At 65.2% G+C, this 25,044-nt stretch carries 26 protein-coding genes; 15 read left to right on the top strand and 11 right to left on the bottom strand.

Annotated elements, in window-relative coordinates; genetic code table 11:
* The 5 genes from ABH922_RS24215 (at nt 1) to ABH922_RS24195 (ending at nt 4,994) form a co-directional block, all read left to right on the top strand.
* Nucleotides 1–351 (top strand): metallopeptidase family protein, encoded by a 351-nt coding sequence (locus tag ABH922_RS24215; protein ID WP_424809357.1) that lies wholly within the window; start codon nt 1–3, stop codon nt 349–351.
* A gap of 114 nt (nt 352–465) precedes the next feature.
* Complete coding sequence (locus ABH922_RS24210; RefSeq protein ID WP_424809356.1) at nt 466–765, top strand: PE family protein; 300 nt, start codon at nt 466–468, stop codon at nt 763–765.
* Nucleotides 766–828: 63 nt separating this feature from the next.
* Complete coding sequence (locus ABH922_RS24205) at nt 829–2,049, top strand: PPE domain-containing protein (protein ID WP_424809355.1); 1,221 nt, start codon at nt 829–831, stop codon at nt 2,047–2,049.
* The gene (locus ABH922_RS24200) at nt 2,049–2,861 is read left to right on the top strand and encodes an ESX secretion-associated protein EspG (RefSeq protein ID WP_424809354.1); all 813 of its coding nucleotides are present in this window, start codon (nt 2,049–2,051) and stop codon (nt 2,859–2,861) included. Before ABH922_RS24205 ends, ABH922_RS24200 begins: the two co-directional genes overlap by 1 nt.
* A 39-nt stretch (nt 2,862–2,900) precedes the next feature.
* The gene (locus ABH922_RS24195; protein WP_424809353.1) at nt 2,901–4,994 is read left to right on the top strand and encodes an acyltransferase family protein; all 2,094 of its coding nucleotides are present in this window, start codon (nt 2,901–2,903) and stop codon (nt 4,992–4,994) included.
* Nucleotides 4,995–4,996: 2 nt separating this feature from the next.
* Here ABH922_RS24195 and ABH922_RS24190 read toward each other — a convergent pair whose 3' ends face one another.
* Genes ABH922_RS24190 through ABH922_RS24180 form a run of 3 tightly spaced genes read right to left on the bottom strand, consistent with a single transcriptional unit; the run spans nt 4,997 to nt 7,316 of the window.
* A complete protein-coding gene (locus ABH922_RS24190; protein WP_424809352.1) occupies nt 4,997–5,683 on the bottom strand; it encodes a histidine phosphatase family protein in 687 nt (228 codons plus the stop codon).
* Complete coding sequence (gene pheA, locus ABH922_RS24185; RefSeq protein ID WP_424809351.1) at nt 5,680–6,594, bottom strand: prephenate dehydratase; 915 nt, start codon at nt 6,592–6,594, stop codon at nt 5,680–5,682. The genes ABH922_RS24190 and pheA overlap by 4 nt, the downstream gene beginning before the upstream one ends.
* 32 nt (nt 6,595–6,626) lie before the next feature.
* On the bottom strand, nt 6,627–7,316 hold the full coding sequence (locus ABH922_RS24180) for a hypothetical protein (protein WP_424809350.1): 690 nt from the start codon (nt 7,314–7,316) through the stop codon (nt 6,627–6,629).
* A gap of 140 nt (nt 7,317–7,456) precedes the next feature.
* Between ABH922_RS24180 and ABH922_RS24175 the strand changes: the two genes are divergently transcribed.
* From ABH922_RS24175 to ABH922_RS24145, 7 genes are all read left to right on the top strand, one after another.
* Nucleotides 7,457–8,242, top strand: coding sequence for a DUF2470 domain-containing protein (locus ABH922_RS24175; RefSeq protein ID WP_424809349.1), 786 nt, complete (start codon nt 7,457–7,459; stop codon nt 8,240–8,242).
* A gap of 10 nt (nt 8,243–8,252) precedes the next feature.
* Entirely contained in the window at nt 8,253–9,074 is an 822-nt protein-coding gene (locus ABH922_RS24170) for a CPBP family intramembrane glutamic endopeptidase (protein ID WP_424809348.1), read from the top strand.
* Nucleotides 9,075–9,306: 232 nt separating this feature from the next.
* The gene (locus tag ABH922_RS24165) at nt 9,307–10,488 is read left to right on the top strand and encodes an LCP family protein (protein WP_424809347.1); all 1,182 of its coding nucleotides are present in this window, start codon (nt 9,307–9,309) and stop codon (nt 10,486–10,488) included.
* 46 nt (nt 10,489–10,534) lie between these two features.
* Nucleotides 10,535–11,080 (top strand): ferritin, encoded by a 546-nt coding sequence (locus ABH922_RS24160; protein ID WP_424809346.1) that lies wholly within the window; start codon nt 10,535–10,537, stop codon nt 11,078–11,080.
* A 19-nt stretch (nt 11,081–11,099) separates the two neighbouring features.
* A complete protein-coding gene (locus ABH922_RS24155; RefSeq protein ID WP_424809345.1) occupies nt 11,100–11,756 on the top strand; it encodes a DsbA family protein in 657 nt (218 codons plus the stop codon).
* A gap of 120 nt (nt 11,757–11,876) precedes the next feature.
* Nucleotides 11,877–12,791 carry a cation diffusion facilitator family transporter gene (locus tag ABH922_RS24150; protein WP_424809344.1) on the top strand — a complete coding sequence of 305 codons (915 nt, stop codon included), beginning with the start codon at nt 11,877–11,879 and terminating at the stop codon, nt 12,789–12,791.
* A gap of 165 nt (nt 12,792–12,956) precedes the next feature.
* On the top strand, nt 12,957–13,502 hold the full coding sequence (locus ABH922_RS24145; RefSeq protein WP_424809343.1) for a ferritin: 546 nt from the start codon (nt 12,957–12,959) through the stop codon (nt 13,500–13,502).
* Here ABH922_RS24145 and ABH922_RS24140 read toward each other — a convergent pair.
* Genes ABH922_RS24140 through ABH922_RS24125 form a run of 4 tightly spaced genes read right to left on the bottom strand, consistent with a single transcriptional unit; the run spans nt 13,499 to nt 17,044 of the window.
* Nucleotides 13,499–14,323 (bottom strand): alpha/beta fold hydrolase, encoded by an 825-nt coding sequence (locus tag ABH922_RS24140; protein ID WP_424809342.1) that lies wholly within the window; start codon nt 14,321–14,323, stop codon nt 13,499–13,501. The genes ABH922_RS24145 and ABH922_RS24140 overlap by 4 nt on opposite strands.
* A 50-nt stretch (nt 14,324–14,373) precedes the next feature.
* Nucleotides 14,374–15,288, bottom strand: coding sequence for a DUF5926 family protein (locus tag ABH922_RS24135; RefSeq protein ID WP_424809341.1), 915 nt, complete (start codon nt 15,286–15,288; stop codon nt 14,374–14,376).
* A 35-nt stretch (nt 15,289–15,323) separates the two neighbouring features.
* Nucleotides 15,324–16,088: a glycerophosphodiester phosphodiesterase gene (locus ABH922_RS24130; protein WP_424809340.1), complete on the bottom strand. Its 765-nt coding sequence runs from the start codon at nt 16,086–16,088 to the stop codon at nt 15,324–15,326.
* Complete coding sequence (locus tag ABH922_RS24125; RefSeq protein ID WP_424809339.1) at nt 16,085–17,044, bottom strand: DUF4328 domain-containing protein; 960 nt, start codon at nt 17,042–17,044, stop codon at nt 16,085–16,087. The genes ABH922_RS24130 and ABH922_RS24125 overlap by 4 nt, the downstream gene beginning before the upstream one ends.
* Before the next feature lie 301 nt (nt 17,045–17,345).
* Between ABH922_RS24125 and ABH922_RS24120 the strand changes: the two genes are divergently transcribed.
* Both ABH922_RS24120 and ABH922_RS24115 read left to right on the top strand, forming a co-directional pair.
* A complete protein-coding gene (locus ABH922_RS24120; protein ID WP_424809338.1) occupies nt 17,346–19,154 on the top strand; it encodes a hypothetical protein in 1,809 nt (602 codons plus the stop codon).
* An 82-nt stretch (nt 19,155–19,236) separates the two neighbouring features.
* Nucleotides 19,237–20,166 carry an LLM class F420-dependent oxidoreductase gene (locus ABH922_RS24115; protein WP_424809337.1) on the top strand — a complete coding sequence of 310 codons (930 nt, stop codon included), beginning with the start codon at nt 19,237–19,239 and terminating at the stop codon, nt 20,164–20,166.
* Between the two features lie 16 nt (nt 20,167–20,182).
* Here the strand turns inward: ABH922_RS24115 and ABH922_RS24110 are convergent, their stop codons facing one another.
* The 3 genes from ABH922_RS24110 to ABH922_RS24100 all read right to left on the bottom strand — a co-directional run bounded on the left by ABH922_RS24110 (nt 20,183) and on the right by ABH922_RS24100 (nt 22,723).
* A complete protein-coding gene (locus ABH922_RS24110) occupies nt 20,183–20,779 on the bottom strand; it encodes an Rv1733c family protein (protein WP_424809336.1) in 597 nt (198 codons plus the stop codon).
* Nucleotides 20,780–20,892: 113 nt separating this feature from the next.
* Nucleotides 20,893–21,606: a peptide-methionine (S)-S-oxide reductase MsrA gene (gene msrA / locus ABH922_RS24105; RefSeq protein ID WP_424809335.1), complete on the bottom strand. Its 714-nt coding sequence runs from the start codon at nt 21,604–21,606 to the stop codon at nt 20,893–20,895.
* A complete protein-coding gene (locus tag ABH922_RS24100; protein WP_424809334.1) occupies nt 21,545–22,723 on the bottom strand; it encodes an acyltransferase family protein in 1,179 nt (392 codons plus the stop codon). The genes msrA and ABH922_RS24100 overlap by 62 nt, the downstream gene beginning before the upstream one ends.
* A gap of 258 nt (nt 22,724–22,981) precedes the next feature.
* Here ABH922_RS24100 and ABH922_RS24095 point away from each other — a divergent pair, with 258 nt between their 5' ends.
* Nucleotides 22,982–23,605 (top strand): superoxide dismutase, encoded by a 624-nt coding sequence (locus tag ABH922_RS24095; RefSeq protein WP_424809333.1) that lies wholly within the window; start codon nt 22,982–22,984, stop codon nt 23,603–23,605.
* Here ABH922_RS24095 and ABH922_RS24090 read toward each other — a convergent pair whose 3' ends face one another.
* On the bottom strand, nt 23,606–24,958 hold the full coding sequence (locus ABH922_RS24090) for a hypothetical protein (RefSeq protein WP_424809332.1): 1,353 nt from the start codon (nt 24,956–24,958) through the stop codon (nt 23,606–23,608).
* Nucleotides 24,959–25,044 lie beyond the last annotated feature (86 nt).

Here is a 25,044-nt window from a genome sequence, read left to right as displayed (position 1 = left end):
ATGGCGGTGACCATGGCGCCCGACCGGTTCGAGGAACTCGTCGGCGAAGCACTCGACATGATTCCGCCCGAGCTGGCGCGGGCGATCGACAACGTGGTGGTCCTGGTGGAGTCTCGTGATCCGCAGGAACCGAGTCTGCTCGGCCTCTATCAAGGCGTGGCGTTGACCGAACGGGACTCGCACTACGGCGGCTACCTGCCCGACACCGTGACCATCTTCCGAGACTCCATCCTCGACATCTGCGAGTCGGAGGAAGACGTCGTCCACGAGGTCGCTGTCACGGTCATTCACGAGATCGCCCACTACTTCGGTATCGAAGAAGACAGGTTGCACGAGCTCGGTTGGGGATGACCGCCTGAAAATGTTGTCCACTTTCGCGGGGAACCGAACGGCGCGCTCATGCATCAAACAGTCGCGGGGCAATTTGCGCCGCAAGGACCACTGTCACGACAGGAGCAGCGCATCATGCACGTCGATCCTCATGTTCTCGTGAAGGCCGCGATCGAACTCGAAACATCCGCAGCCCACTTGAGCAGCACACTCTCGGCGACGGGTCCGACACTGCACGTAGCGCCGTCCGGTGCCGAGGAGGTGTCGACGAGCGCGGCACGGTACTTCAATGCCGCGTCGGACAGTCTGAACTCCTCGGCCGGGCAGGCGGTGAAGGAACTCGTCGCAGCGGCAACGCTCCTGAGACGGCAGGCAGCTGCCTACGAGTTCCAGGATCAACTGAACGAGCAGAACCTCCGTTCGACGTCGACCTGACAAAACGCTCGACACAGTCCACAATTCCTACATCGTCAATTCGTTCTTCCGGGGGGAAGTTTCATGGTCGGAATCACCGGCGTCGTCTGGTATCCGCGCGGTGCGGCACCCAATTCGTCGTCATTGATCGCGGGCGCAGGGGCTGTTCCACTCACCGTGGCAGCCGGTAGTTGGACCGCCGTGGCCACGGCACTGGGCGAGTCCGCTGCGACCGTGTCGCGCGTCATGGCGCACTTGGGCGAAGGGTGGTCCGGAGAGGCCGCCGACGTTGCACTGAGCACGTTCGCGCCGTTCCAGGCGTGGGCGGCGAAGTCTTCCGTGCTTGCGAGCGAAACCGCGACAAAAGCCCAAGTGCAGGCCGGTTCGTACACCTTGGCCGTCCTCGCGATGCCGACGCTGGTAGAAATTGCCGCGGCCCGCGCCGCGACGGTCGCCGCCATTTCCGCCGCCGGAGTGCTTCCCGGCGCCATCGCAGTGGCGGAGGCTGCCGAGGAGGCTGTCAAGATCCGGGCTGCGGTCGCCATGGAAACCTACGACGCCGCTACGACGCCGTTGGCGGTGCCGCGAACCTTCGATTCCCCGCCCGCCATCGCCCGGGATCAGGGCAACAGCCTTCCCGGCTCGGGCCGTGGCGACGATTCGCCCTTGGCGAGAAGCAACTCTGTAGTTACGCTCGCCGACGCGATAGCGGACCCGGTCCGAGCTGCCAGTGCCGCGATTTCCTCGACCGCCGCCGGCCCCGCGATCGGCGCTGCCGCGTCGGCCGCCACGTCCGCTGCCGCAACGATGGGTACGACCGTGACCTCGGCGGCGGGGGCCGCGGCGGGAATCGGCGGGTTGAGCGCAGCCGCGTCTCCCCTCTTCGGTCGTCACCACGGCCACGTCACGGCCGGGGTCGTCGCGGCCGCGCCCTCGTCGAACGGTCGTCATGCCTCCGGATCAAGCCCGGCAACCACGGTCAGCGCCAGTCTGGGCTCGGGGAACCTGGGCGGCGGACGGCACGCGCTCGGCGGCGCCGCCACGCAGATCCATGCCCCTCTGGCACCGAGTGCCGTGCAGCCGAACTCGGTGAGCGGCGGGGCGGCAGCCTCTCTCGACAGCGCCCGCCTCGACACCGCCCGACCCGGAATGGGCGGGATGCCGATGGCGGCCGGACGGCACGCGCGCACGGAGGAAGACGAAACTCACGATCTTCCGGACTACTTGAAGCACTTCGAACATTTCGCCGACGGCCGCACCGTCATTCCGTCCGTGATCGGCGGGGCTCCGGAATCGGTTCGCTGATGGTCGATCTCGGGATCCCCGCCGAGTGGTCCGGTCAGTCGGACTTGACGTTGACCAGGGACGAAATCGACTACGCGCGTGATCATCTCGGATTGGACGCGCTTCCCGTAGTACTCGGCGGTACCGCGTTGCACGACAGCATCGACGCACGGACGTCGGCCATGAGCACAGCTGCCGAGACACTGGCCCGTCGAGAACTACTCGTCGGCGGCGTCCTCGATCCGGATCTGGGCACGCTGTTACAGGTCCTGACGCATCCGTTGTGGTCACTCGCGCTCAGGCGCAGCATCGACGGCACGATGACCCGATGGTGCGTCGCCGAGGGCGAGAACCTGCGAATCGTGGCGTCCGTCGCGGGCGAGAACATAGTGCTCCACACGTCCACCGCCGAACCTGCAGCGATCATCGCGGACATCTTCGGGCCTGCCGAGGCGATGGCGCTCGCGGCGTTCAACGCTCCGACCACGGAACTGAGTGCAGCATTCGGTGCCGGGCCGGAGATCGACCAACTGGTCGGTGCGCTGGAGCGCGTCGGAGTCGGCACACCCGACTCGGGCCGACTCGGTACCGCACTGCTGGGATGCTCGGCCTTCGCTGAGCTGGTCGGCATTGCGCGCTCACCAGCCCTCGATCCACCGGGTCCGGTCACGGTGTTCGACACCCGAGCGGGTCGACTGGTGGGCTCCTCGAGCGCCGCCACCGACGGAACCGTGTGGACATCTGTCAGCTCCGGTACCCCGGCCCGACTCCGACAAGCCGTCAATTCGCTGGTCAGCAGCCTCGTGGAAACGGTCCCGCTAATACGCAGGTAACCTCGCGGTGTCCCTTCAACGCCGGAGCATCACCGCAGCATGCAATCACCACCCGTCACGGAACCGTCACCAGACGGCAGCCCGGTCGACACCGCGACGCCGTCCACCGTTCCGGCAACGACGCAGCGTCGGGATCTGAACGGGCTGCGCGGCCTCGCCATCGGACTGGTGGTCCTCTTCCACGTCTGGTTCGGCCGGGTGTCCGGTGGTGTCGACGTCTTCCTGGTGTTGTCCGGGTACTTCTTCGTCGGCTCGTTGGTTCGGCGGGTAGAGGCCGGCGGATCCTTGAACCCACTCCCGGCACTGCGGCGGGTGTTCCTACGACTGTTCCCTCTGATCGCCGCCGTGGCCGTGTTGACGGCAGTCGCAAGCGCCGTGCTTCTTCCGCGAACCCGGTGGTCGGTCATGGGCGATCAGCTGATCGCCGTTCTCGGCTTCTTCCAGAACTGGCAGTTGGCGATCACGGCCAGCGATTATCTCGCCGCCGACGGATCGGTCACCCCGCTGCAGCACATGTGGTCCATGGCGGTTCAGGGCCAGTTCTACGTTTTCGCGATAGCCCTCGTGCTCGCTGTCGGATTCGTGACCACTCGGGTGCGGGTGACGCTCTTGCGGCCGACACTCGCCGTCGTACTGACCGGGTTGGTCATCGGGTCGTTCGTCTACGCTCACGCGTCGTCGGTGCGGCACCAGACGTGGGCGTACTACGATTCCGGGGCCCGACTATGGGAGTTGGCACTCGGCGCGCTCGCCGCAGTGCTGCTGACCTCCTCCCGCACCGCCAGGGTCGCGTCGTGGCCGTTGTGGATCCGAAGCGTGCTCGGCGTGGTGGGCCTGGCCGCGATCTTGTCCTGCGGTGTACTACTCGACGGCGCACAGCAGTTCCCCGGACCGTGGGCGCTTGTCCCCGTCCTGGCCACGATTGCCCTGATTCTGGCGGGGACCGGTGTCGGGCCGTGGACGTCGACCGTGCTCGCACACCCGGCGTTGACCTGGTTGGGTTCCATCGCTTTTGCGCTGTACCTGGTGCACTGGCCGATTCTGGTGTTCACTCTCGTCGTGACCGGTCGACCGACTGCAGGTCCGGTTGTCGGGGCACTGGTGATCGTTGCTTCCGTGCTGCTCGCCCTGGCGCTGCGGCGGATAGTCGAGGTTCCGGTGGATCGCGGTGGTCGCTCCCGCACGATCGCCGTGGGGCTGTGCCTGCTGCTGGTGGTGGCCGCCCTCGCCGGGACGTTCGGCTGGCAGTCCTACGCGAGTAGTCAGACCACCGGTAACCGCGCAGTGGACAGCCTCGACGTTCCGACGCACCCAGGGGCGCTGACTCTGACCGACGGCTACGTAGCACCGAACGCACCGATGGTTCCGTCGATCTTCGATGCACCGCACGACCTTCCGGCCAGCACTCTCGACGGTTGTATCGCCGACTTCACCGAACGGAAAGTCATTCACTGCACGTACGGTGACCGGGAATCCGACCGCAGTATCGCCCTCGCCGGTGGTTCCCATTCCGAGCACTGGCTCACCGCACTGGACCAACTCGGTGAAGAACACGGGTTCCGCGTCGACACCTATCTGAAGATGGGTTGCCCGCTCAACATCGACTACTCGCAGACGTTCACCGACTACGACTATCCCGATTGTGTCGACTGGTCGAGGGGCGTCTTGGACACCTTGGCGCAGGACAAACCCGATTACGTGTTCACCACGGCCTCACGACCCAATCCGGAAGGGCCCGGCGACGTCACCCCGGAGTCGTACATCCACGTCTGGGAGGAACTCGAAGGGGCGGGCATCGACGTTCTCGCAATCCGGGACACTCCGTGGCTGCATCACGACGGCGTCCCGTATCGCGCGATCGACTGCCTGGACACGACGACGTCACCCGATACGTGTGCGATGCCGAGAGACGAGATGTTGAGCGAGGTGAACCCGGCGATCGCCGCGATCGAGAACCTGACCAACGTTCGCCTTCTCGATCTCAGCGACGGCGTGTGCGATCCGGACCTGTGTCGGGTGATAGTGGGAAACGTGTTGGTATACCACGATACCCACCATCTGACGGCCAGTTACGTCCGAACGCTGTCCACCGAGCTCGGTCGGCAACTGAGCGCGCAGACCCGCTGGTGGTGACGTCAGCCCATCACGTCGTCGACGGTGGATTTCGGGGCGTGGACGAACGGCGGATCTAGCGCACCCCAGCGCAGGCACTCCCAGCCGCCACCCGGTAGTGGTACCAGTTCGACTGTTTCGGTGTTCGCGAGGTGATGTTCGGCAGCGAACAAACCGGGTACGCCGGCCAACTGCGCTGCCACCAGACGGATCGCGGCGCCGTGACTGACCACGACGACGTCACCGCCTGCCGATCCGTCGAGGTACTGTTCGCGCAGCGAATTCACCACCGGGACATACCGTTCGAGGACGTCGTAGCCGGCCTCCCCCCCGGGGATGCGGACCCCGAGATCGCCCGACTGCCACGCCCGGAACGTGTCACCGAACAGTCGGTGGGCGACCTCGTCCGTGCGGTCCTCGAGATCACCGGCCTGCACCTCGTGGAGACCGTCGCGCACGTCGAGTGACACTCCCGACGCCCGTTCGACGTATCCGGCGGTCTGCCTGGCGCGCAGCGCCAACGAGGACACCAGAATCGACGGCGGTGCCGCGGCCAGTCCTTGGCCGAGTAGTTCCGCCTGGGCCAGTCCGGCCGAGGTGAGAGGAGCCCCGGGTAGCGCGGTGTCGAGGCGTTGGGCCACGTTGGACGTGGTCTGCCCGTGTCGAACCAGGATCAGCCGTCCTGGTCGTGACGTGCCGTTCGAACTCATCGCGCCCCCTCCCCACGCTTGATCTGCTCGATCCACTGTATCGCCTCGTCATCGGAAGGCGGTTGTGGTCCTACGGAATTCGCCGTCGGCCAGGAACCGAGAAATCTCACGCCGGACTTGCGGTGCAGAGCCCTCATGGCCTCGGCCACCAGCGAATCGTCCACGTGTCCGATGCAGTCGACGAAAAATCGGTAGGTTCCCAGTTCGGTTCGCATGGGCCGTGATTCGATGCGGGTCAGATCGATGCCACGCTCGGCGAATTCGGACAGCGCGCGTACCAGCGAACCTGGTTCGTTGTCGAGCTGAAGCACCAGCGCCGTACGGTCGGCCCCGGTCTTGGCCGGTACCGGAGCAGGTTTCGTCACCAGAACGAAGCGGGTGCGCGCCCCACCGACGTCGGCGACCTCGTCGGCCAGGCTGGACAGGCCGAGGAGTTCTCCGGCCAGCGCGGTCGACACGCCGGCGTCGACGGTTCCGGCCTGAACATCGAGGGCAGCAGCAGCATTCGACGATGCCAGCTGCGTTTGCGCGCCGGGCAGATTGTCGGCGATCCACTGACGCACTTGCGCGGCAGCGTGGGGGTAGGCGCCGATGCTGCGCACTTGATCGGCCGTGGTGCCCGGCCGCACCAGGATGGAGAAGCTGACGTCCAGGTCGGTCTCGGCGATAATCTGCAGTGGGGAGCCCAGTGCCAGCGAATCGAGAGTGGGCGCGACGCCACCTTCGACGGAATTCTCGAACGGGACGACGGCACCGTCGACCAGTCCGTCCCGCACCAGATCCAGCGTGGCGGGTGGGCTACCGGCCGATACCCGCTCGACCGGGCCGTCGAACGCTCCGCTCGCCTCGAGTTGAGCTAGGGCGATCTCCGTGAAGGTTCCCGACGGTCCGAAATACGCGATTGTTGGCACTGTACGAGATTACCCACCCGAGTGGGGTCCCCTCAGCGCAGTCCGGTCGCACGGAGCGCGGCTTCCACTGCCACCGGATCCGGTACCTCGATCGCGAGGAGCACTTCCCGAACTGCGGATGCCGCTTCCGGGATCAAGGCGAGCAGATCCTTCGGCTGCGGATCGAGCACGGCCGCGCGCACGTCGTTGCCGCGCAGGGCTGCGACGGTGGCGCACAACAGCGCCACCACCTCGTCGGCATCCTTCGCCCTGGCCACGAAGCCGACGCTGTCGTGGGCGAGCACGGCGAGGAAGTCGGCTATCTCGGCGGCAGTGCGTCCCGAATCGAGTCCGGGGATTCGTCCGCCCACACAGAGAAGCTGTGCCGCTTCCGCGGGCGAGAGCGTCTGCGCGCCGGTCGCCACGTACACCGCGAGCGGGGCCGGAACGCGCAGGGCCACAGCGTCGGCGATGTCTTCCGGTGCGACGTCGAGATCGAAGCGCACGGACTCGTACGATGCGGCGGCGTCGGCCCGAAGCTCGGCGGGATCGATGTCGAGTCGGACCACCACTCGGCCTGCGGCGACGGCGCCGATCAGCGCGGACGCCGGAACGACGGGCGGCCCGAACGTGTCGCCGACGGGTGTCGGGCCGACGTGGTCACGGGTTTCGCTCAGTAGGGCGTCGAGAAGGCCGCGCGAGTTCTGGGGGGTCGGCAGTCCGAGGGAAAGAGGAATGGCCACGAGATCACCCTAACGCTGTCGGAATCGTCTGATTCTGCGCGAGTTGCGCAAAAGTCTTGCGATTCACACCCGCGCACCTTAGGTTAGGTTTACCTCATCGACTGGTGGGGTTCGAGGAAAACACCCGTCAAGGGGGCAGCATGGCAACCAAGACCAGCACCGGGCCGTCCACCGCCGAACGTGTGCGAAGCGCCTGCGTCCGGGCACAGGACGCAGTACTCGCCATCGAAGGCAGCGATCCGACGATCACGTCGGTGCACCATCTGCGCTCCAACGGCGACGTCGTGGTTGCCGTGCCTCATGCATCCGCCGCTGCCGCCCTGGCCTGGAACTCCGGTTCCGGCGGGCTGCCCGCCGTTCTCGAACTGACTGACCACGCACCCCTGCCACTGCGCGAACCGGTCCGCTCGCTGGTCTGGTTGCGCGGCACCTTGCACGCGGTGCCGGACTACGAATCCCGAGTGCTCGCCGACGACGTTGCCGCCGAGCATCCCCATCCAGGTCTTCTCGATCTCGGCCACAGCTCCGTCCTGCTGCGCCTGAGCCTGGCGTCGGCGGTGGTCGCGGACTCGACCGGGGCGGAACCGGTTGCGCTCGACGATCTGCTCGGCGCCAGCCCCGATCCGTTCTGGGAACTCGAGACCTCCTGGTTGCAGCATCTCGACCAAGATCACCGCGACCTGGTCGATCTTCTGGTCAGTAAGTTGCCGGCGCATATGCGCACCGGATACGTCCGCCCGCTCGGCATCGACCGATACGGCCTGCGACTGCGGGTCGAGGACAGCACCGGCGACCGGGACGTGTGGATGCCGTTCGCACATCCTGTCTCCGATCCGACGGAGTTGAGCCGCGCGATCCGCATGCTCGTCGGCTGCCCGTTCCTCAACGGTCTGCGCTCCGGACGTGGCGGGGCGGCCGGCAGATAATCTTGCGCGGGTGAACACCCGCGCCGTCGTCCGATCGTGGCTCAATCCCCCGTCACCGCAGCCAACCGGCCCACCGCTCGAGGCATCCGCCAGGCGCGGGGTGTGGATCGAGATCACGATCGTCTTACTGGTCACATTCGGACTCAGCGGACTGTCGGCAATTCTCTCCCTCGCCGAATCCCTGGCGACGCCGGTGGCTCTGTCGCAGCAGACCGTCGCCCTCAATCCGTCGCGAGCGACGATCGGCTGGATCGACCTCGCCCGTCAACTGCTCGGTGTCGCCAAACTTCTCGCGTGGGCGGCGCTCGGGCTCTATCTCCTGCATCGCGCGGGAATCGGCACACGCGCAGCGGGACTGACGCCCGCACCGAAACTACGACGCGATCTCGCCCCCGGCCTGGGGCTCGCGGCGGCGATCGGCCTGCCTGGTTTGGTGTTCTACCTCGTCGCTCAGGCCCTGAGTGTCAATCTCACCGTCCAGGCCAGTGCGCTCGACGACCATTGGTGGCGCGTGCCGGTGCTGGTCTTGTCCGCGATCGCGAACTCGGGCGCCGAAGAGGTACTCGTCGTCGCATATCTGATCAGCCGATTGCGGACGCTGGGGTGGAGTGAGAACTCGTCCTTGCTGGCGTCGGCACTGCTACGGGGCAGCTATCACCTGTATCAAGGTTTCGGCGGTGGCGTCGGAAACCTGGTCATGGGCCTCGTCTTCGGACGGTACTGGCAGCGTACCGGCAAGCTGTGGCCGCTGGTGGTGGCCCACGCCTTCATCGACATGGTGGCGTTCATCGGGTACGCACTCCTTCGAGATCACGTGTCGTGGCTACCGTGACCGGTACCGTGAACAGGTGACCGGCGACTCCGAGTATCCCCAGCGACCCCCGCGGCAAGCGCCGCCCGGTCCGCAGCAATCTCGGCCGAACCCACCGCGACAAAACCCACCCCGACAGGGCCCACCACCGAGACAGGGCCCACCACCGCGACAAAATCCACCACCCAGGCAGGGCCCGCCACCGCGACAAAACCCACCACGTCAGGGCCCACCCCCGGAGGCGCCGGCGGTATTGCGCCGGGACGGCCGCCCGCCGCAGACTCCCCCTGCCGAGCTCGCCTGGTCGCAGGCTCCGCGGCAGGAGCGGCCACCCCAGGCCTGGGCGCCGACGCAGCAACCTCAGCCCTTCGGGGACCAGAGTTCCGATCAGGCACGTCAGGCGAAGTACGCACCCGCCCCGCCACGGCGCACTCCGCCGGTCGCACCGCCGCGCCCGCCCGAACCACCCAAGCAGCGACGGCCACGCCGCCGACGCCGGTGGGGGCGCCGCGTCGGCGTCACACTGCTGGTATTGCTGCTGGCGGTGGCCGGGGCCACGTATTACGTCGACAGCTCACTCAATCGGGTGGATGCGCTGCTCGACTATCCGGGGCGCATCGGCGACACTCCTGGAACGAATTGGTTGATCGTCGGTTCGGACAGCCGGGACGGTCTGACTCCCGAACAGGAGCAAGCTCTCGCGACGGGTGGCGACACCGGCCCGAAGCGCACGGACACGATCATCGTGATCCACGTGCCCGAGAGCGGTGAGACGACGATGGTGAGCATCCCGCGTGACTCGTACGTTCCGATTCCAGGTCACGGGTCCGACAAGATCAACGCGGCGTTCGCCTTCGGCGGGGCACCACTGTTGGTGCAGACGCTGGAACAGGCGACCGGACTGCGGATCGACCACTACGCCGAGATCGGTTTCAGCGGGTTCGCGGGCATTGTCGATGCGATAGGTGGCGTCAACGTGTGCTTGACGCAGGCGATCGACGATCCGCTGGCCGGAATCAATCTGCCCGCCGGGTGCCAGGATCTGGCGGGTTCGGATGCTCTCGGTTTCGTGCGGAGTCGCGCTACCGCCCTGGCCGATCTCGATCGGATGAACAATCAGCGCCAATTCATGGCCGCGCTGTTGTCGAAGGCAACGAGTCCTGGCACGTTCCTCAATCCGTTCCGACTGTGGCCGCTGGTGTCCGACACCGCCAAGTCGTTGCAGGTCGACTCCGGCGATCACATCTGGAATCTGGCAGCTCTCGCGTGGGGCTTGCGCGGGGGGATGGTCACCACCACAGTGCCCGTCGGCGGCTTCGAGGACGTCGACGGTTCGGGAAACGTCCTGGTGTGGGATCACGAACGAGCGTCGCGGTTCTTCGGTGCTCTGGCGAACGACCAGCAGATTCCGGCGGAGTTGATCACGACCGGGTGAACGACATAGGTCCCGTGGATCGGAGACGACCACGTAATCTGTCGACATGACACAGGCTAAGAACTCGAGCGAATTCATCTCTCTGCTGCGTCAGCAGATCCGAAACGAGTTCACGGCATCACAGCAGTACGTTGCGATTGCGGTGTACTTCGACGCCCGCGATCTTCCGCAGACGGCTGCTCGTTTCTATCGGCAGGCCGCCGAAGAGCGCACGCACGCGATGATGATGATCCAGTACCTGCTCGACAACGATCAGGAGGTCCAGATCCCGGGTATCGACGACGTGGTCACCGATTTCGACGGTGTCCGTGCCCCGGTCGAGTTGGCGCTCGCCCAGGAAAAGTCGGTGACGGAGCAGATCACCCACCTCGCGCGTGTTGCCCGCGATACCGGCGACTACATGGGTGAACAGTTCGTCCAGTGGTTCCTCAAAGAGCAGGTCGAGGAAGTTGCGAGCATGACCACGCTGCTCGCCATCGTCGAGCGGGCGGGCGAGAATCTCTTCCATCTCGAGACCTTCGTGGCCCGGGAGTTGAACACTCCGGCTGCTGCTGATCCGTTCGCTCCGACGGCTGCAGGCGGAGCAGTCTGAACGACCGAGGTATCCAGCTGTGTCCAGAAGCGCCAAGGTGTCCGCCGGCGTGATCGCGGTGATCGCACTCGCCCTGATCACGTTCCTCACGGTCGACCCGACGCGGGCGAGCAGCGAGAGCTCCGACGAGGCGTCACGATTCAACGTCGTACTCACCGACGACGCGCACCGGCTCACCGCTGCCGCCGACGGCAAGGTGAATCTGGTGGCGTTCCTCGACTTCGACTGTGAGGCGTGCCTCGCGCTGCACCCGACCATGGAGCGGATCGCGGACGAGTACGCCGGCCGGATCACGTTCGGCGTCAGGTACTTCCCGATGCCGGGTCGGGCGAACAGTGTTCTCGCCGCGCAGGTTGTCGAATCCGCGTCGCGGCAGGGGAAGTTCGTCGAGATGTATCGCCGGATGTACGACGCCCGATCGGAATGGGGTCAGTCCGCCTTCTCGCAGGAAGCCGTGTTCCACTCCTTCGCGCAGGATCTCGGCCTGGACATGGCCCGGTACGAGGCCGACCTGTTCGGCGACAGTGTTCGCGACCGCGTCCGGCGAGACGTCGACGAGGGCCGCAGGCACGGAGTCCGAGACGCCCCGGCACTGTTCCTCGACAATGTGGAGTTGGGGCGCATGCCTACGTACGAGGATCTGAGAGCTCGGATCGACAGCGTGCTGCCGGAGTGAGTTCGGTGCTCGCCGGCTGACCGGGCGGATCGTTCGAGCGCCGATCCGGCTTCTCAACATATGCACTATTGCGCATACATGCATATGACAATAGGCTGATCGACGACGAAAGGATTTCCGATGTCACACGGACACGGCCACGGACTCGCCGCCACCAGCAGTAGCGGCAAACACGTGAACAAACTTTGGATCGCCGCCGGCCTCGGCCTGATCACCCTGGTGTTGCAGGTGAGCGTCGGGCTGTTCACCTCGTCACTCGCACTGCTGTCCGATTCCGCGCACGTGTTCACCGACGTCCTCGGCATCTTCATGGCCCTGGCCGCCGTTCTTCTCGCGCAGCGTGCCGGACGCCGGCCCGATCGCACCTTCGGCATGTACCGCGCCGAAGTCTTCGCGGCACTGGCCAATGCGGTACTGCTCTTCGGCGTCGCCGGTTGGGTGCTCTACGAAGCCGCCGCCAGGTTCAGCGATCCGCCGGAGATACCTGGACTGCCCGTCGCACTGGTTGCACTGGTCGGCCTGGCGATGAATGTCATCGCGTTTCTTCTCCTGCGCAGCGGCGCGAAGGAAAGCCTCAACATCCGCGGCGCCTACCTCGAGGTGATGGCGGACATGATCGGTTCGATCGGAGTCCTCGTCAGTGGCCTGCTGACCCTCGCCTTCGGCTGGCGTTACGCCGACCCGGTCATCGCGGTCGCGATCGGACTGTTCGTCCTACCCCGCGCGTTCAACCTCGGCAGGCACGCCGTGCGAATTCTGCTTCAGCAGGCACCCGACAGACTCGACGTGACGGAAATACGAGCGGCCGTCGACGCGATCCCCGGGGTGCTCGACGCCCACGATCTGCACGTCTGGACGCTCACCTCCGGCATGGAAGTAGCCACGCTCCATGTCACTGCACAAAGTGATACCGATCCCACTGTCGTTCTCGCCGCCGTGCAAGACCTACTGTCGGAGGTCTTCGGGCTCGACCATGCCACGGTGCAGGTCGAGCCTCGTGGCAGCGACGGGAAGTGTGCCGAACTTGCCTGGTAGCCGGTGTGTTTCGAGTAGAAACTCACCCCGGAGCACCGGCGCCGGAGTGATTCGGGGGCGCCCGAACACCGTCGAAGAATTAGGTGCAGTTTAGTTTGGGAACCCTTACCACAATTAGGTCAGACTGGGGTGACAGTGCCCCTGACCTGCACTATCTTAGTTCTCATGACTTCTGAGGAGACGCATATGACCAAGTTTCACGCACTTCTCCGGGATCAGATTCGCAACGAATTCAACGCATCGCATCAGTACATCGCGACCGCCGTGTATTTCGACAATGCGGATCTCCCGCAGCTGGCGTCGCACTTCTACAAGCAGGCCGTCGAAGAGCGCAATCACGCCATGATGATCGTTCAGTACTTCCTCGATCGCGACATCAGCGTCGAGCTCACGGGTGTGGACCCCGCCAAGTCCCAGTTCGAGAATGCTCGCGAACCGATCGCTCTCGCTCTCACCCAGGAGAAGACGGTTACCGAGCAGATCGTGCAGCTGGCGAGCACGGCCCGCGAAGAAGGCGACTACCTGGGCGAGCAGTTCATGCAGTGGTTCCTCAAGGAGCAGGTCGAGGAAGTTGCCAGCATGACCACGCTGCTCACCATCGCAGATCGCGCCGGCCTCAACCTGTTCGACCTGGAAGACTTCGTGGCCCGCGAGATGAGCACCGCCGGTGACAGCTCCGGAGCGCCGTCCGCGGCCGGTGGCACCATCTAGGCAAGTACGTCGTTCGACAATTCCGGTGCCCTCGCGCCGATCGGTTCGCTTCCTGCCAACAGGATCGAGCTGATCAGCTCGGGGGCATCTGTCATGGGCACATGTCCCAGACCGGGAAGCACCATCGTCTTCGCTTGCGGGAACTGACTTTTCACGCGAGCGGCCTCGTAGACGGGCAGGATCAGATCACGCCTGCCCCAGGCCACGGTGACCCGCACGGTGGGATCGACGATCGGTGGAAACACCAGTTCGAGGTTCAGCCCGAGATCGACGAGCTCGTTGGACATCAACGAACGCGTGTCCGCCAGTGCCGTTTCGTAACCGATATGACTTGGGTGAGCGAAAAACGCGGCCATTGCCGGGTAACGAATCATTTTGTACCGCAGGGCTTCCGGTAGCGACCTGCCCATGAGTCGGGCGGCACTGCGCAATACGCGGAAGGTGTTGATCGCCCGCGCCTGATCGAGCTGATTGACGAAGAATCCCGCAGGCGAGAGAGCGGTCACCGATTCGACGTCACCACGCGCTGCCAGCGAGAGCGCAATCCAGCCACCGAGAGAGTTTCCGGCGATATGGGCGCGCTCGCCGGCCGGCGTCACTTCCGCGACGAACTCGGCTACGTCGTCGAGTAGTTGACCCATGACGTCCGGTTCGAGCTCGGGGAGCGGAGATTCCCCGTGACCCGGCAGATCGACGGTGACGACCCGCCGGTAGGGCGTCAGATACTCGAGTACCGCGTCCCACGCCTGCCGTCGGTGGACTATGCCGTGGACGAGTACCAGCGTGGGACCGCTACCGGAGATGTCATGTGCCAGCGTCATGCATTCGACACTAGCCGTAACTGTGCGTAACGCCTATAGTTCGGGCGGAATCAGCGCAGAGTTACCTGGCGGCCACGCAGTCCGTCCCGTGAACGCAGCTCGGCAGAACTCAGCGGAGCATCGACTGCCAGGGCTTCCGCGAGACGCTCACCGAGCTCGACCGTCGCCGAAACCCACTCGTTGGCATGCTTTTCCCGGTCCAGGTCGAAGACGGGAACCAGCAGTCCGTGCGTACGGAACGACCCGGCGTACCTCGAGCCCTCGCCCAGGTGCAGTCCACCGGTCGCGTGAACACGCGCCAGCGCGAGCATCAGCTCGTCCTCGCTCTCCGGTCGAACCCAGCGCAGGTGCGCCTTCTCGCCGGCATCGACCCACCATGCGGCGACGAGGCCGTCACCTTCGAGGCGGGCGGACGGCATGATCGCCGCATTGGCCTGCTGCACGGTGGCCGCGACGTCGGGCTCGGTCTCGACGCCTTCGGGGATCCACCAGTTGAAATCCTGGTAGACCGTGATGTCGAGGAGCGCCGATGCGTCGACGACGTCGGTGACGGCGCGGGTATCCGATCCGGGGTTCGCTGCCGCGAGTGCGTCGCCCGGGGTTGCGTCCTTGATCCAGTCGACGGACGCCGCGAGGTCCGCGCCGAGATCGGCCGAATGAGCCTGCACCTGCACGCCGACGAAGCCGGTGGCGGTTTCACCCTCGTCACGAACCAGGGCAGCTACCGCACCGGGCAGAACTGTCGCCAGGGTGACCGGACGATGTGCCCCGACGACGGGAAGCGGAGCGGTGGCCGACGGAACGAACTCACGTAGGGCAACCAGGTCGCATTCAGCTGCCAGTCCGGCGAACGGGCGGTTCACCGCCCCAGCGGCTGCTTCCCGCTCGGCTTGGCGGGCGGCCAGCTTCTCTGCGCGTGCGCTGCCCTGCTTAGGTCCACTGTTTCTCTTGCTCTTCTTGGCCACGAGGGCAAAATCTACACGTCAGCACCCGGGGTGCGTCACGCACCGGCCAACCATTCCTTCGTGCGACCGGGGTGGTTCGTGGCCACCCAGCTCACGCCGAGGTCGCGGCACAGTTCCACATCAGCTTTCTCGTCTACCGTCCAGCAGTACGTCGCCCGGCCCGCTGCGGCGGCCTTGTCCACCAGATCCGGATGGTCGCGCAGCGACTTCACGGACGGCCCGATCGCGGTAGCGCCCACGGCGGTGGAAGCGCCGCCGCCCAGGTACCGCGACGCGTCACCGAGCAGCACCGTCGGTAGCAGCGGTGCGGACCTGCGCACCCGCCACACCGCGCTCGCCGAGAACGACATGACGACGGCACGCGAGTGGTCCGCCGACGGCGGCGACGCGATCCCGAAGCGGTGCAACTCGGCCAGCACCTTCGCTTCGACGAGGCCGCCGAACCGAACGGGGTGCTTGGTTTCGATGAAGAGCTTCACCGGACGCTCGAAGTCGAGCGCCAAGGTGATGAGCTCCGAGAGGGTCAGCAATTCAGCCGGTTCGCTCGTGGATCCGTAGTCCAGTGCGGTCAAGGAGTCCAATGTCATCTCACTGACGATTCCGGTACCGCTCGACGTCCGGTCGACCTTGCGGTCGTGAACGCACACGAGGTGCCCGTCGCGGGTGAGCCGAACGTCGCATTCGAGTCCGTCCGCCCCTTCCGCCAACGCCAGTTCGTAGGCGGCCAGCGTGTGTTCGGGCCGGGCAGCCGATGCACCTCGGTGGGCGACGACCAGTGGGCCGCGGCGGTCTGGACTCACGGGGCAACAGTTTCCTTCTCTTGGAGTACCGAACGCGGCACAGGTATCCATCGCGTTGCCGATTCCGGAGCGCCGCGCCAGGTGCGGTGCTCGATGCGGTGAATCACCGTCAGCGTCACGGCGGCGGTAGCCGCCGCGATCAAGGCCATGAACGCGGAGAGCAACACGCCGTCGGCCATCGCTTGAAGGCCGTCGCGGGACCGCCAGTAGGAATTGACGACGAGCAGGACGCCGCTCAGGCTCCACAGCCCCCACCAGATCTTGACCAGGGCCGTTCCGCGCGGATCGCGACGAACGAGTTCGAGGAGGCAGACAGCGGGCATGAACAGGTTGATCACGGGGACGGCGCAGCCGACGATGATCTCTGCCTGCGACCGCGGATCCGACAATCGTTGCTCGGCGAAGTGGACGCGCCGAGCGCGCAGGAGCCAACACACCGCCGCGACGGCGGCGCACACCGCCGCGAGAAGACCACCGAACTGGGTGAAGTACACGCTTGCATCGGAGGCTGTCAGCAGTGATGGCGGAACCAGTCGGGTGCGGTTGTAGACGAGGATCGCGTATCGACCGAGTTCGGCGATCACCGCGAGGCCGTACAGAACGGTGGCCACCGTCAGGAACAGGCCGACACGATCTGCCATCCGATCTGCCCGCGACGAGTCCGCTCGAGAGCTGGTGTCGACGTCGACAAGTCCCCATCGCGGGATCACGTCGTAGCGCGGCGTCGCTCTCGCGCGTTCGATCGGCGGGTCACCGAGACCACGCAGGTCACCAGGAGGTCTCGCAATCCATCGGAAGCCCCGGCGGGCGGGCGATTGGTGGACGTCGGTTCGGGTGGGAACGAGGAGAACTCCACCGCATCGCGGGCACCATTGCGCCGCCCCGGACCCGCGAGAGCCACCGCCGATCACCGGCCATCGAGCGGCGCACCTGGCACAGACCTGAACGACACTCACAGGCACAATTCTGGCACGCCGGGCCGGCGGCGGCAGAAGACAGCGACCTGCCGCTTTCGAAAAATGTGACCTCGAGCACTCATAAACCGGAGTTATCCACAGTTTCCACAGGTTCATCCACAGCTTTGGATAAGCGGCTCGAGCTTTATCCACAGGTCAGAGCGCACGCTCACACACTTCACTGACAGGTGTTAACGAACAATGCACAGGCTCGAGGATGAATTTGACAACGCAGGTAGATGAACTGCGGATGGATTCAGCCCGATGCGTCCCGAACGAGTCGTTTGACACCCCTGGAAGCATGGCGCCGATGGCATCTCCACGAACCGCACTCGATCCACAGCCTGTGGATCGACCGCGGAAAACTGCGCGGATGACGATGTGGGCGGCCTTCACCCTGATCGGCATCCAACTCGTCGTGCGTGCACTGGTGGCGTCCCAGAACTACTTCTACTGGGACGACCTCATCCTCGTCGGACGCAGCGCCGGATATCCGCTGTTGTCGACGGAGTTGTTGTTCTACGACCACGACGGCCACTTCATGCCGGCGGCATTCCTGGTCACCGGTCTGATCACCCGTATCGCACCGTATCAATGGGCCCTGCCCGCCGTCCTGATCGTCCTCGGCCAGGCATTGGCATCGCTCGCTCTGCTCCGAACACTGCGATTGACGCTCGGCTGCCGGCCGGCGCTGTTGATTCCACTGATTCTGTATCTGTTCATGCCCCTGACCCTGCCGGCGTACTCCTGGTGGTCGGCGGCACTGAACGCGCTCCCGCTCCAGATCGCTCTCGCCTGGGTGTGCGGCGACGCGATTCTGGCGGCCCGTACCGGATTGGCCCGGTACACGGTGTCCGGCACCGCCGTCTTCGTGATCGCATTGTTGTTCTTCGAGAAGTCGGTGCTCGTACCTGTCGTCGCACCGGTATTCCTGATGCTGTACTTGCGCGGCCGTGGCGACCCGACCCCGCTGCGCTCGGCGCTGCGTCGATGCCGGCCGTTGTGGACGGCGTCGGCGATCGTCCTCGCTCTCTGGCTGCCGGTCTACCTGCTCACCGTGTCGTCACCTCTCACAGGCAACGGCGCACGCATGTCGAAAGAACTCCTGCACCACAGCACGTCGTTGGGTGTGGTTCCCACTTTGATCGGCGGCCCGTGGCAGTGGCAGCGGTGGATTCCCGGGCCGGCGTGGGCCGATCCGCCCACCGGTTTGGTCGTCGTGGCCTGGCTGTGTCTGCTCGCAGCACTGGTCGTGACGGTGCGCGCCCGCCGCGGCGCCGGTCTGATCTGGGCGGCAGCGGTGACGTACTTTCTCGTCTCCGTTGTCGCGATGACGGTGACCCGGTCGGCCGAGCAGACGACATACGAGTTGGCGCAGACCTTGCGCTACTTCACCGACTCCGCGACGGTGTTCGCGCTGGCGGCCTCGTTGATCTGCGCCGCACCGGCGAAGCGTCGAGCTCGTCCGGGGGCCGCCACGCGCGTCATGATCGGGGCACTGGCGTCGATCTTCGTTCTCAGCTCACTGTGGTCCACGGCGTCGTTCGTCGCGATCTGGCAGGACAGCCCGACCCGGGACTACCTCACCAATGCCCGAATGACGTTGGCGCGCAACGTCGATGTGCCGCTGCTCGAACAGCAGGTCTCCATCTGGGTTCTGCTTCCGGTCGCGTTCCCGAACAATCTCGCAAGCAACATCCTGGCCCCGTTACCACATCGACCCGAATTCGCTTCCAGCACTCCGATTCTGCGCACCATCGACGACAGTGGTCGACTCGTCGACGCCGAAGTCACCTGGACCCGAAGGATTCCCGCCGGGACGGACGCGGAGTGCGGCACCGTCGCCATCGGTCCGACGGAGTTGCCACTCGACGGGCCGTTGACCGGCTGGGAGTGGACGGTCCAGCTCAACTATCTCGCGAGCACGGACGGCACGATCGACGTGTCCCTCGAATCCGGCGCGGCAGTGTCGGTGCCGGTCAGCAGTGGACTGCACTCGGTGTACGTGCGATTGACCGGTGGCGGCCAGAGTGTTCGGATCGTCCCGCGAACTCCGGGCCTGACCACCTGTTTCGCCACCGGACAGGTCGGCGTCGTCGTCCCGTCCTGAGCACCGTGAAGATCGTGGCACCGTGAGAATCGTGGCACCGTGAGAATCGTGGCACAGTCGAAATCGTGGCACAGTGGAAATCATGGAACTACGCATATTCACCGAACCCCAGCAGGGTGCCACCTACGATCAGTTACTGGCTGTCGCCCAGACCGCCGAGAAACTCGGTTACGGCGCGTTTTTCCGCTCGGATCACTACCTCGCGATGAACTCCGACGGCCTTCCCGGACCGTCCGATGCGTGGATCACGCTCGCCGGAATCGCCCGCGAAACGTCCACCATCCGGCTGGGGACGCTGGTCACGTCGGCGACGTTCCGGCATCCTGGTCCGCTCGCGATCTCGGTCGCGCAGGTCGATCAGATGAGTGGCGGGCGCGTCGACTTCGGAATCGGTGCCGGTTGGTACGAGGAGGAGCACCGGGCCTACGGGATTCCGTTCCCGGCGCTGCGGGAACGCTTCGAACTGCTCGAGGAAACTCTCGACGTGGTGACGGGCCTGTGGCGGGCACCGGTAGGCGAGACCGTGGACTACGCGGGTAAGCACATCCGAATCGAGAACTCGCCCGGGCTACCGAAGCCGCATCAGGCGGGTGGCCCGCCGATCCTGATCGGCGGAACGGGTAAGAAGAAGACCCCGGCGCTGGCCGCCAAGTTCGCGAGCGAGTTCAACATTCCCTTCAAATCGGCTGCCGAGACCGCCGAGGTGTTCGCGCGGGTACGAGCAGCATGCGTGGAGATCTCCCGCAACCCGGACGAACTGATCTACTCCAACGCGCTGGTGCTGTGCTGCGGCAAGAACGAAGCAGAGATCGCCAAGCGTGCCGCCGCGATCGGTCGGGACGTGGACGAACTCCGCGAGAACGGTTTGGCCGGAACACCCGCCGAGGTGATCGACAAGATCGGCACCTTCGCCGATGCCGGTGCGCAGCGGCTGTACCTGCAGACCCTGGACCTCACCGACCTCGACCATCTCGAACTGGTGGCCGGCGAGGTCATGCCCGCACTGAAGTGACCGGGCGGGCCGGGACCTAGGGTGCGTGAGCGTCGAGGAAAGCCCGTAGTTCCCGGTCCCACTGCGCGGTACGGGTTCGATCGAGCCAGGCCCGCACGAGCATGAAACCGAGCGCCAGCAGCGACATCACGCTGAACCAGGTGAACACTCCGGTGATCACTGCTGCGGCGTCGGCGGCACTCTTGGTGATCGGAGCAGACGTCTTGGCGCCGTTGTCGTCGACGTAGATGTCGATCTGGGTGTTCGCCGGGGTGGACGCGGTCACGCTGATCTCTCCGGTGCGTACCTGGCCGTTCCAGATCCACTCGGCTTTCGCCAACTCCGAGATGGGGGGGATGTAGTCCGCGGTGCTCGTCTGCGCGGTCGTGGAGTTCGCCGTCGTGGTCGCCACCACCGAATGCACGTGCAGAGCCTGTTCCGCCATCAAGGCTCTCTGGTTTGCCGCGGTGGCCGATCCGGCCCACACGGCGAAGGGAACGAGCACTATCGCGCAGATGATCAGGGCGAAGGAGAGCAACCCTTCGATTCGATCGGTACGCCTGACCATCGGGTCGTGACCCAGTGCAATGGAGCGTCGGAGCAGCGACGCCGTTCCTCGCGTACCACCGGACATTCTGCGCTCAGTTCTCTCGACAACACACCGTAACTTCGACTATCCGCCGGGTTTCGATCTAGTTGCAAGTGTTAACGACCTGAATCACACGTGTCCTGGGCCACGGGGGTGGTTCACTCGGCGGGCGGCAGCACACTCGTCTGGGCCGGGACTTCGTCCTGGCGTAGAAGTCCGACCGGGCAGCTGACGCCGGTCGCGTGGACGGGGCAGTAACCGCCGGGATTCTTGGCCAGGTACTGCTGGTGGTAGTCCTCGGCGTAGAAGAATTCACGCAGCGGACCGATTTCGGTGGTGACAGCGCCGTAGCCGGCTTCGGCCAGTCTGGCTCCGAACGTGACGGCCGAGGCGTGTGCGATCTCTTCCTGCTGGGCCGAGGTGGTGAACACCGCCGATCGGTACTGCGAGCCCTGGTCGTTGCCCTGTCGCATCCCCTGCGTCGGGTCGTGGTTCTCCCAGAAGTGGGCCAGGATCTGCTCGTACCCGATCACGGCCGGATCGAACACCACCAAAACCACCTCGGTGTGGCCGGTGCGACCGGAGCAGGTCTCCTCGTACGTCGGGTTCGGGGTGTATCCACCGGCGTAACCGGCTGCGGTGGTGTACACACCGGGCAGTTGCCAGAATTCCTTCTCGGCCCCCCAGAAGCAGCCCATGCCGACCACGACGGTCTGCGTGCCTGCGGGAAACGGCGGGACGAGAGTGTGCCCGTTGACGTAGTGGGCTGTCGGTACCGGCATCTTCTGTTCGCGACCGGGGAGCGCGTCGTCAGGGCCGATCAGCGTGGATTTTGCGGACTCGCGTCCGCGAATGTCGTCGAACCAACTCATTCTTCGATGCTACGCGCGCGCGGCCCGCGCGCCACGCGGCGACCACTCTGACGCCCGGCATCTCGACCCACCGATATCCCACTTCTGATACAGCGGCGGTCGCGATCAGGAAGAGGACCACGGCGACGGTCATGCCGGTGTGCGGAGCGGCGTTCTCCACGACGCGATAGAGAACGAGAGTGTGTGCCAGGTAGATGACGTAGCTTCGCGTCGAGACCCACCTGATCCAAGCCCATCTGGTGGGTGGTCCGTCGTAGCGGCCGAGGACGACGACGGCGGCAGCGACGACGGTGATGGTCCACAAGTAGTGTTCACCGGCCCAGTAGACCCGGAACTGGGTTGCGACGAGGATGACGTGGATCTGGGCGAGGACGGCGACGATCAACCAGCGGGCCGGGGCACGTTTCGCCCAGGCCAGGTACATGATCTGTCCGAGGAAGATCGTCGGGAGTGTGGCCGCGATCTTGGACAGCATGGGCACTGTGTACGGCGACGGTGCGTAGACGTTGTAGAGCAGAACCAGTGAGCACAGCGCGGCGCCGGCCAGCGGCATGACGACGGGCCGCATCCGTAGGACCGGACGGGCCACCACGCAGGCCAGATAGAACAGGAATTGAACGGCCAGCGTCCAGGTCACCCCGAGGACGGCGACTTCGGGCTTGAGGAAGAAGCCGCCGAAGAAGAAGCTCAGCAGAGCTTGGACGTCGGTGATCCCTTCCTGACCACTGAACATCCCGTTGACTCCGAGACGGACGAGCAGAATCGCGACGGCGATCGCGACCCAGAACGCCGGAAGCAGCCGGCTGAACCGATTGCTCAGGAATTTGCCCGGCCGATCGCGGATCGCGGAGCGGGTCACCAACGCACCGGTGAGCATCATGAATGCTGCGACGCCGACGAACGACAGGTGCTGATTGAGTTCGGCCGGTTCGATCACAACCCCGTACACGAGGTCGATCAGCCACCAGCTCGAGCCGAGGTCGTCGATGACGTAGAAGGAGATGTGCGAGTAGATGACGGCCGCGACCGCCAGCGCCCGCAACAGGTCCGCACCCGGAAGATCCACCCGAGGCGCTGCGGCCTCTGGCGAATCCTGAAGGAAAACTGGTGCAGGCATCGCGCAAGTTTAAGGCTCCGTTCACCTACCGGACGAATTCTCCGGTCCGCGCATCGACGACCCTCCTCGATTTCGGCACGACGAACTTTTAATTTAGGGTCTACTACTCGCGCTGAGCTGTTGCGGACGGTGTACGAATGTTATTGGGTTGATACCCGAAGATCGTCTCAATAACTACGCGAGTGGCGTCACACCGTACGTCGTGATCGACGCGCTCGGAATCACCAGGGCTCACCAGCCCGCAAAGAAGGGACCCTCGTGTCTGTCTACACGCTGCCGGAACTCCCCTACGACTACGCAGCCCTCGAGCCGCACATCTCGGGCAAGATCATGGAGCTGCACCACGACAAGCATCACGCGGCTTACGTCGCCGGTGCCAACGCCGCTCTCGAGAAGCTCGCCGAGGCTCGTGAGAACGACACCATCGCCGCGCAGGCCAACCTGCTCGAGAAGAACCTCGCGTTCCATCTCGGTGGCCACACCAACCACACCGTCTTCTGGAACAACCTCAGCGCCGACGGTGGCGACAAGCCCGAAGGCGAGCTCGCCGCGGCGATCGACGACAACTTCGGTTCGTTCGATCTCTTCCGCGCACACTTCTCCGCGAACGCCAACGCCATCCAGGGCTCCGGCTGGTCCATCCTCGCGTGGGATTCGATCGGCGAGCGTCTGATCATCGTCCAGCTCTACGATCAGCAGGGCAACATCTCCATCGGCCTGACGCCGCTGCTGCTCCTCGACATGTGGGAGCACGCCTTCTACCTCGACTACCAGAACGTCAAGGGCGACTACGTCAAGGCTTTCTGGAACATCGTCAACTGGAACGACGTCTCGGCTCGCTTCGATCGCGCCCGCACGCAGACTGCCGGCCTGATCGTCTAGTCACGACTTCTTCGCAACAGCGGCACTCCGGAACAGGGGTGCCGCTGTTTGTGTCAGCAGGGCGATTCCGAGAACGACGGTCGCGATGCCGAAGATCAGCGCCCAGTTCCAGTCGTCGGCGACGCCACCGCCGCTCGCACTTCGATTCACGAGAACCGGATCGGAGAGCACCGAAGCCAGCTGAACCTGCTGGGGAGTTGTCATTGCTCCCAGACTCGTCTTCGTGCCGTTCAGTCCGGTGACCAGCGAGTTGGCGAGTCCGTCGAGCGTGGTGAATCCCTGCGAAATCTGCGCGGTCACGCTGCCGAGCAGCTCGGGGGCCTGGTCTGCGATCGGGATGATCCCGTCGGCGAGCTGTCCGGCCGCACTCGTCAACTGGCCGCTCGCGGACTCGAGCAGTCCGACGGCACTGCGAACGACGTCGCCGATCTCCGTCTGCTCGCCGACGCCACCCCCGACCAGCCCCGGAACACCGCCGAGTTGGGTATTCAGCGCAGCGAGATCCGAACTCACCGATGTCAGTTGCGCGCCGATCTCAGGGGGCACGGGAAGCCCGGCCATTGCCGTCTGCAGCGAGTCGACGGTGTTCTTCAGTTCGGCGGTCGTCGACGACACCTCACCCAGGGTCAGGCCGAGGGAGTCCGCGCGGGTGGCCAATTCCTGCGCCGGCCCGGCCACCTGAGCCACCATCGCCGACACCTCGTTCGCCACATCGGTCAGCTGCTCGGAACCGGAGCGCGCTGTCTCGAGGTACGGAAGAAGTTTGTCCGCTCCTGCGGTGATCTGTCCGATGGAGTTCTTGGCGACGCCGGTGCCCGCAACCAGAATCTGTGCCGTGGTCAGGTTGCCGTCGACCAGTGTCCTGGTCGCCGACGACTTGTCGAGCAGGCCTTTGACTCCGCCTGCCCCCACCTCCGCCGACACCACCTTCGACAGTTGTGCGGCGACATCGGGGTCGGAGCCGTGCACGTCCAGATCCACGACGGCCTGACGGGGGTCGGAGCCGAGCATCGACGCGACCGCTTCGCTGAAGTCGGCCGGGATGGTGAGCGTGGCGAGCTTGTCTGCTCCCGGCGCGTCCAGGACGTCGAAGTCGTAGTCGCTGTTGCCGCGCAGCGTGTCGACGAGTGCGTCCCCGGCGCGCAGTTGTTTCCCACCCATCTCCGCCCCGGCGTCGCTGTTGACGATTGCGACGGTGCGCGACGAGTCGGATCGGCCACCGACGAACACGACTGCCACGGCCGCCACCGCAGCGGCCAGAACCAGCGCCGCGCCACCGACGGCGAACCGACGTCCACGTCCCGAGCGGCGTCGATGTGTGGTCACGGCAGCTGGACGGTCGTCGACGGTCATGGCGGTGACCATAAATGAATTTCTTGTAGAAACCCTGAGAGCCGGCACTCTGCCCTTCTTGTGTGCCGGCGCGCTGGTGGTAGATA

It is taken from the genome of Rhodococcus sp. 27YEA15, from assembly GCF_049739425.1.
GTDB lineage: Bacteria > Actinomycetota > Actinomycetes > Mycobacteriales > Mycobacteriaceae > Rhodococcus_F.
The sequence above is the reverse complement of the archived record's forward strand: the minus strand, read 5'-3'. Positions and strand labels throughout refer to the sequence as shown.